This window comes from Acidobacterium sp. S8 (assembly GCF_009765985.1).
Classification (GTDB): domain Bacteria; phylum Acidobacteriota; class Terriglobia; order Terriglobales; family Acidobacteriaceae; genus Alloacidobacterium.
In genome coordinates this window covers 1-8,102 of record NZ_LMUM01000037.1, presented here as the reverse complement: position 1 = coordinate 8,102, position 8,102 = coordinate 1, and the positions used below count along the sequence as shown (strand labels likewise).

Here is an 8,102-nt window from a genome sequence, read left to right as displayed (position 1 = left end):
TCGGGATGCTGGCAGTGATTGTCTTTACGAACACGGTGATGCGATTGCGTTTTCTCTACGCCTTGGCGGCAACAGGGACCATGCTCGCCGGGGATATCACATTTCTAACAACGGATAGACTTCTTTCTCACGATCAGAAGCTATTCGGATTTTGCCTAATCCTGGGTATCGCTGGTTCCGCGGTTATAGCTAATTACAGTTCAAACCGAGAAGAACGTCTGAACTACCTGCTTTACTTGAGAGGAGAGATGCTTGCGGAAGATCTTCGCGATTCGAATCGAACGTTGACCCATATTGCCGAAGAGGACACTCTAACCGGTCTTCCAAACCGACTATCGTTCGAGACGCGATTTGAGCATGATTGGAAAACAGCTGCCAGGGAGAGCGCCGCCCTGTCAATGATTATGGTAGACCTCGATGGTTTCAAAGTCGCCAACGATGAATATGGTCATGGGTACGGAGACCTGGTCCTTCAGCGTATCGCACAGCTGATCACAGCATCTTTACGAATGAAAAGCGACTTCGCTGCTCGTTTAGGAGGAGATGAATTTGTCGTGCTCCTTCCATCGACAACGAATACTGCCGCGGTTCAGATTGCGGAACGATTGAGACACCTTGTTGAGAAGTCGAACATCTCGTCGCCTGGGTCTACCCCGCAGGCTTCGGGCTCCGGACTGGTCACGGTATGCTGCGGAGTCGCAACCGCTTCTCCTACATCGATCGAAGAGCGACAGCACTTGCTGGAAGCGGCAGATAAAGCGCTCTATCATGCGAAGAGGGAAGGCCGGAACTGTGTACGCTCGTAGATTGACTGTTTACAGTCGATCGCCGCCGACGCCCCGCAAAAGTAGCGATTCTGGCGGAGACCTTTCTTCAAAAACGTTGGCTCCTCGAACCCTTGTATGAATAGCATCCCTACTTGAAACCTGCAGATTGGACATAGCGGCACCCGAGGCAATTGGAACCAGAGTCCTGCAAAGTCAGGATTTCGGTAAATTGCTTCGTCACCCAGGCCAGCATGTTAGACACTTTCCCGAATTACCTCCATGCATACCTATGGTCTAAGGCGGTAACTAGCGACCGCCGCTCGGTAGTGAATCAATAGCACAATCTTGGTTCACGTACAGATTTCAATACTCTCGGTTACAAGTTTTGCCCTGTATAGCAATGCCAATATCAGAGCAAAGCCCCGCCCACGGAAGGAGAAATGAAGGAGCGACCCAAGAGGGCCTCATTGATGGCGGGAATGAGGTCTCTCTCGAGGCGTGACTTGATCACGTAGCCGAGCCCTCCTTCCGCAAAGCATGCGCGTACAAATTGCGGATCGGGGTGCAACGTGAGGAAGACAAGCTTAATTGCGGGATAAGCTGAGTGGATCTCGTGGGCGGCCTCGATCCCATTGAGGACCGGCATCGCTATGTCCAGAACGATGAGATCGGGGTGCAGTCGTTGCGCTTCGCAAACGAGAGCTCCTCCGTCATTGACTGTTCCGACCACATCAAAATCCAACTTCAGGACAGACATCACGCGGCTCAGAAAGAAGTCGTGGTCGTCCGCAAGCAGAACTCGCGGACGCTCGCGTTGTGGCGTCTCTACCCCGGAGGTCCGCGGTGCGATTTCGCACTTGTCAATTGTGGCCACGTTGCTAGCAAATCCTATAAAGAGGTTACAGTCTGCGCCAACTAGCAAAACGGATAGTCCGACCTGCTTATCAGATCACGTGATTTTTCAGCGCAAACAGCACGAAATCGCATTGCTCTTCAGGTTGAAATCTTCCATGATGCGGTATTTTGAAACATGACCGTCTTTTCCCCGATGTTGGGATGCCCACGGGCTTCTTTTATGCTGCCCACCAGCAGCGCACATATGCCCTCGGCGACGATCGCGTGATCATCTGCTACGAGGACGCGTGGACGGAAGTTTCGTTGGTCGGGTTTCCGCATGAGACTCTTCCTTCAACTGGGGGGACGTCAGCTGCCGATCGGAAGCCAGACATCGATTTTAGTGCCCTCCCCAGGGCGTGAGTGAACTGCAAATTGTCCGCCTACCAGCCGCACTCGTTCCTCCATGCTCCAAATGCCGATTCCGCTCCGTCTTAAAGCGGCTCCCTGATTAAAGCCTGTTCCGCAGTCGGAAATCGAAAGGTGGATCTTCTGTTTCAGTCCCTCCACTCGAACCTCCGCCGAATCTGCGCGGCTGTGTTTTTTGACGTTTTGCAGCGCTTCCTGCGTAATGCGAAAGAGACACAATGCCACTTCGCTCGGAATATTGCGCGGCACATTTTCTTCCACGAAATTGACCTTGATTGAATGGTAGTCGCTGAATTCCGTGCACAGGGATCCCAGTGCAGCAACGAGGCCCAGGTTGTCGAGTGTCGCTGAATGCAAACGGTGTGATAAAGAGTGCAAGTCCGAGCCCAATTCGCCTACGCGATCCCAGAGTTCGCGTAGACGGTCATGTCCTTCGGAGTCTCGCTCCAGATACCTGGCAAGATTTTCCAGATCGATTGACAGCAGGGCCAGCCGTTGCTGGTAGTCGTCATGGATCTCTCTCGCAATCCGGCTGCGTTCCGCCTCCTGTGCTTGAATCAATCGCCCGCTCAAGCTGTTGAGCGCTTCCTCTGCGAGTTTGCGTTCGGTGATGTCTGCCGCCATCCCGAGCATTCGTTCCGGCTCGCCATTCGGAGTGAAATAAAATCTTCCTCTCGCTGATATCCAACGAAAGTCGCCATCCTTCCGAACGACGCGGAACTCTGCAGCGTACGATCTTCGCTTATCTCTGGCCTCGGCAACTGCGGTCTCGAATGCTACGAGATCCTCCGGATGTACGTGACTGCGAAAGTCTTCCAAGTGACCGTCGTGGGTGTCTCCTCGGATGCCAAATATGGTCTGCAGATCGCCGAACCATCGATTTCGTCCCTTCCTCAGGTCTGCATCCCAGCCCACGGATCGCCCAGCCTCGACGGCCATGAGAAAGCGGTCATACATGAGGGACAACTCTCTTTCCGTCCCTCTTCGACGCGCTCTCTGCCAAATCAGCGCGATGATCAGAGCACTTTCAACCGTCATCAACGAAAGACCGCCGATGATGTACCACTTGTAAGACTCCCAAGCTGTTGGCTGCCTGTTGAGGACAATACTGTCTGGGGGTATCTCGCTCTCTTTGAGGCTCCAGCGTTTCATCGCTCGCCAATCGAACATGTAGGTGTTTACGCCTTTTACCTGGGGAATGTCCTGCGGCTTTTCCCCCTGGAGTAGCCTCAGCGCCATGCTTCCGGCTACCTTGCCTTGCTCATTGAGGTTTGAAAGATAGCCTCCAACTTCTCCGTGATTCAGGTAGACATCATAGAAAGTAAAGACTGGAGCATTCGCCGCCGCGGCAACCAGCGGCCCGATTTCGTTTGACTTGTACCCGTTTCCTGCCGCATCGCTCCCATAGGTGAGGAGGAGTACGAGAGTGTGGCGTGGAAGATGCTTCAGACGTTCGGGTAGCTCAGGCACAGCCACATCCGTCATATAAGTGATTTCGAGATGGTCTGTGAGTCCCTTAATTTGCTGCTTGAGTAGGGCTTGCAGGCGTTTGTCCATATCCGATACGCCCCCCAGCACCACCACGTGCTCCGTCCCGGGCTGGAACTTCAAAGCTATCTGCAGAGTCTGCGCCGCGCTAAAATCGCTTTCGACTCCCGTAAAATCGGAATCTAACGCAGGAGCAATCGACACATCTCCCGTGGGCAGACAGAAAACAATGGGAACGCCGGGAAAGGCTCTTTGGTGGGCCTCTTGCATGAACTTGAGTGGCGCTGGCCCAACCGTGATGATCACATCGGGTTGGCGATTCCGATACTTCCGAATGTAGAAATCGCGGAACTCCTGCTGGACCGCTGGATCGGGAAACAACCCGGGATCAAGGTACTCGGAATAGAACTCAAGACGATAGGGCAAAATGGATAGCGCAGTTTGGATTCCCTGGTTGATGATAGGGATCGCGGGATACGAATCGTTTGTTTGATTCAGAATCAGAATCCGTCGAGTAGTCTGGACTTGTGCGGTAGCAACGCCCTGGATTGCGAGAAGCGACAAAATAAAAGCGAAAACGGCAAGGTCGCGCGGCCAAATTCTATCCTCCCGGACGTTTTCTCCGAAAGGACGCTGGATCACGCGACGATTTCGATCTTCCAATCCACAGAAAGCAAACGACATGCTACGGCACTGTTCTCCAAAGAAGACAAGCACTTGTCGGGAGCAGCGACGGGGTTTAAAATCGCCACGCTGCTGACTGAGAGCTTACCCCAGAGGTTGATATCGCGCCAGCGGTTCGAATCACGGGAAATGGCATTGTCTGTCAGGCAGATGCCCCGAATTTCATTAGTTTTAGGGTACGGTCCAGCATGCTCCTGCTTCGCCGTTGGAACTTGCTAACACTGACCGTCCTGAGTCTGGCGTTTGCCGGCGTGGCCCGGGGCCAGACAGCCTCCACTGGTGCATTGGCTGGCCTGACTCTGGACTCTTCCGGGGCGGTTCTCCCGGGAATCACTCTTCACCTTAAAAACCAGGATGGTTCTGAAGTGAAGTCCGTCACCTCGGACAGCAACGGTCGATTCGCATTCTTCTTGCTGCCTCCTGGCACGTATGAGGTTAAGGCAGGCGAAGTTGACTTCAAACCAGTGAGTCAACGAGATATCCATGTTCACGTAACCGAGACACTTCGGCTGGAACTTCATCTTGAACTCGCGACGCGTCTTGAGCATGTGGAAGTATCTTCGAACCCTCAGATGGTTCAACTCGACTCGTCAGCACTGGGAAGAGTGGTGGACAAAGACACCGTGAGCCATTTGCCATTGGCCACACGAAACTTCACGCAGATAGCCGGGCTTTCGCCCGGAGTGGCTGTCGGAGTTAACAACGCCGGGGAGCTTGGGGCTGGGGCAACAGCACTATCACAAATTGGACCGTCCAACGATGGAGTTTTCGTGCACGGAGCACGATCCTATGACAATAACTGGCAAATTGACGGAATCAGCGTCAGCGACGTGCTCGGTTCGGGCCCACTAAGCGGCGGAATTCCGATTCCGAATCCCGATACGCTGGAAGAGTTCAAGGTGCAGACCGGAACTTACGATGCGGAGTTCGGGCGTGCCGTGGGGGCCAATGTCAGTGTGATTACGAAGTCGGGGACCGATCACTTCCATGGGACCATGTTCGAGTATTGGCGCAACAATGTCCTCAACGCAAACGACTTCTTTTTGAACGAAACGGGCCAGCGGCGTCCGGACCTCAAGCAGAACCAGTTCGGGTTTGTGCTCGGAGGGCCCATCAGGAAGGACAAGTTGTTTTTCCTCGGATCGTATCAGGGAACCCGGCAGATTAATGGCGTAGCCTCTGGTCAATCCCGGGTTGCCTGCGCCGTCACCTTGAGCGAACCACCGCTCACCAACGACAGGTCGCTCACGGCCCTTGGGAGGCAATTCGCAGGCTTGAAAGGTGTTTCGGGAGGAGTCGCAATTCATCCGGACGGATCCAACATCAATCCCGTTGCCCAGGCTCTCTTGAATTTCAAACTGCCCGACGGCAATTTTTTGATTCCGACGCCTCAAACTGTTGACGCGTCGAGGTCCTTCGCCAGCAGCGGCTTTTCAGCCTTCTCACAACCTTGCAACTTCGCGGAAGATCAGGGACTGGGAACCGTCGATACCGTTATTTCGGAGAAGAGCCAACTGGCGGCACGATTTTTTATCGCGAGGGACGATCAGTTGGTCACTTTTCCGGGGGGCGCGTTGAACCCATCGGGTAACATTCGTGAGTTCGACAGCCCAAGTGATTCCGATTTCGTCGTCTCCTCTCTTGCTCATACTTACGTGTTTAGCAACGTCTTGCTCAATCAAGCCAGAATTGGATTCGTGCGCACAAGTACAAAGATGGGGGCAAATGCCCCGTTTAAGTGGTCCGATGTAGGTGTATCCGAAGGCGAGATGAACAAGAACAACGAGCTCCCAAGTTTGAACATCGCTGGTTCCGTGAGCATGACTACTACTATTCCTCGGACCTACACACAAAACTCCTTCGTCTTTAAGGATATTCTCAGCTTTCTGAAGGGTTCTCATGCCATGAGATTCGGAGGCTCGTTGACGCGATCGGAAGACGATCTTGACTTCGATGGGTTTGGTTCATTCATACAGTTCCTGAGCTGGCCGGATTTTCTACTCGGCCTCGACGCCAACAGTAACGGTACCGGGACGGTTAGCAATGTCTTCGCATCATCTGACACTTTCGGACTGTTGAATCGTGATTACCGGGTGTGGGAAGGTTCGGGATCTGTGCAGGACGACTATCGCATCCGGCCGTCTTTGACCCTGAATCTGGGGCTACGCTACGAGCGCCTGGGACAGTTCGGCGACAGCCTGGGGAGGAACTCGAGCTTCGATGTCAACAAGGCCGATGGCAGCCCGTCAGTGGACGGAAGTCTTGACGGCTACATTGTGGCCTCCAATTTTCCGGGCGCCCTCCCGCCCGGCGTAATACGTGCAAGCAATACATTTGCAAATTATGGTGAGGGCCAGAACACGTTCGCTTCCCGCACAGGGTTTGCCTGGCAGATTTTGCCCATGACAACTCGGCTGGCGCTGCGTGGGGGGTACGGCATGTACTACTCTCGCTCAACCGGCCAGTCCGCTGCTAAATCAGTGCTCGCTGCGCCGTTTGCCCTCTCCCGAGCCGTCACCGGACTGGCGAACGCGGCCGCGACATTTCAAGCACCCTTCGCACAGCCATTTCCAGCGCCGGATTCATTCCCAATGTTTGTTCCCTATTCCCCAACCACGAGCTCCTCGGTCAATGCTCAAGCCCCCAATTTTCGGCCGGCAATGGTCCAGCAGTTCTCGCTGAATGTCCAGGGAGAGTTCGCCAAAGATTGGTTGCTCGAGGTTGGGTACGTCGGTAGCAGGGGGACACATCTGGATCGCCTTCGTTCCCAGAATCAAGCGCTGAGCGCATCTGCGAACACGTTGGCCAACATTGGATCGCGGGTGCCCGTTCCTGGCATACGGCCCGACGCTCTTCGCGAAATGGAATCGGCGGGGAACTCCTGGTACAACGGGCTGGAAGGTAGCCTGACGAAGCGGCTTAGCCACGGCCTTCAATTCCTCGCTTCGTACACCTTCTCCAAGACTTTGGACACCGATGGCGCCGACGTCAACTCAACGTCCGCAGGAGTCGTACTGACATTAGGAGACCAGAATTCTCCCAGGCAGCGATGGGGACGCGCCAGTTCCGACCGCACTCATCGATTCGTTTTCAGCGAAACATGGAGTCTCCCGAGCCCGTCGGCGGGACTTCGACGGGCGGTTCTGGGAGGATGGGCCGTTGCCGCAGTAGCTACGATTCAATCCGGCAGCGCTCTTACCATTGCAGACACCAATACCAACAACGTCTTTGGGATAAACGAAGACCGAGCGCAATTGAGCGGCGCCTGTCCGAACAAGCAATTGGTCAAGGGTGGGTCGGTGGATTCGAAATTGGGTGGCTATTTCAACGCCGCCTGTTTTACGACTCCGCCAATTATCGGGTCGGATGGCATTGGAACCGGATTTGGGAACAGCGCCACCGGGATTGTCGACGGCCCCGGGCAGGCGAACTTGGATGTCGCGTTCACCAGGACCGCAGCACTCCGGGGCCACCTCGAAAAAACTAGCCTTCAATTTCGCGCCGAGTTCTTCAATGCACTGAACCATCCGCAATTTGCCAACCCCGATACCAACTTCACATCGCCGACGTTCGGTCTGATCAGCAGTACGGCTGTCAACGCTCGCGTCGGACAACTGGCGCTGAGGTACGAGTTCTAGATTCGATGATTCTGCCCGAAACGCGTAGCTCCATTGCGGATTGATAAACGTTAGGACTCTATCTTGACTGCTCACATCTCAGAACTGTGCAGTCGACAATGGACATGTTGTCGCATGTCGGACAAGTCTTCCCTCATAACAGAGGCGCTCGCAGTATTTAGAATCTTTACCAACCGCGTATTGCATAACTGACGGAGATGGCCGTGTTTCGATTGAGAGACCGGTGGCCCGTTGCTATTCACAGCAGGCGTTAGCGTGGCCC

Annotated in this window: 5 protein-coding genes; 2 read left to right on the top strand and 3 right to left on the bottom strand. The window is 54.4% G+C overall.

Features of this window, described 5'->3' with window-relative positions; genetic code table 11:
• A partial coding sequence (locus GSQ86_RS18785; protein ID WP_216841208.1) for a GGDEF domain-containing protein occupies nucleotides 1-806 on the top strand: 806 nt, incomplete at its 5' end.
• 370 nt (nucleotides 807-1,176) lie between these two features.
• Here GSQ86_RS18785 and GSQ86_RS18780 read toward each other — a convergent pair.
• The 3 genes from GSQ86_RS18780 to GSQ86_RS18770 all read right to left on the bottom strand — a co-directional run bounded on the left by GSQ86_RS18780 (nucleotide 1,177) and on the right by GSQ86_RS18770 (nucleotide 4,202).
• Nucleotides 1,177-1,641 (bottom strand): response regulator transcription factor, encoded by a 465-nt coding sequence (locus tag GSQ86_RS18780; protein WP_158751729.1) that lies wholly within the window; start codon nucleotides 1,639-1,641, stop codon nucleotides 1,177-1,179.
• Between the two features lie 119 nt (nucleotides 1,642-1,760).
• Entirely contained in the window at nucleotides 1,761-1,943 is a 183-nt protein-coding gene (locus tag GSQ86_RS18775; RefSeq protein WP_158751727.1) for a hypothetical protein, read from the bottom strand.
• Between the two features lie 27 nt (nucleotides 1,944-1,970).
• Nucleotides 1,971-4,202, bottom strand: coding sequence for a PAS domain-containing protein (locus GSQ86_RS18770; RefSeq protein ID WP_158751725.1), 2,232 nt, complete (start codon nucleotides 4,200-4,202; stop codon nucleotides 1,971-1,973).
• A gap of 188 nt (nucleotides 4,203-4,390) precedes the next feature.
• Between GSQ86_RS18770 and GSQ86_RS18765 the strand changes: the two genes are divergently transcribed.
• Nucleotides 4,391-7,840, top strand: coding sequence for a TonB-dependent receptor (locus GSQ86_RS18765; protein WP_158751723.1), 3,450 nt, complete (start codon nucleotides 4,391-4,393; stop codon nucleotides 7,838-7,840).
• Nucleotides 7,841-8,102 lie beyond the last annotated feature (262 nt).

What these genes read in the sequence shown, in the direction of transcription:
- GSQ86_RS18775 (WP_158751727.1), bottom strand. Translation starts at nt 1,943, where the DNA reads ATGCGGAAACCCGACCAACGAAACTTCCGTCCACGCGTCCTCGTAGCA.
- GSQ86_RS18770 (WP_158751725.1), bottom strand. Translation starts at nt 4,202, where the DNA reads ATGTCGTTTGCTTTCTGTGGATTGGAAGATCGAAATCGTCGCGTGATC.
- GSQ86_RS18765 (WP_158751723.1), top strand. Translation starts at nt 4,391, where the DNA reads ATGCTCCTGCTTCGCCGTTGGAACTTGCTAACACTGACCGTCCTGAGT.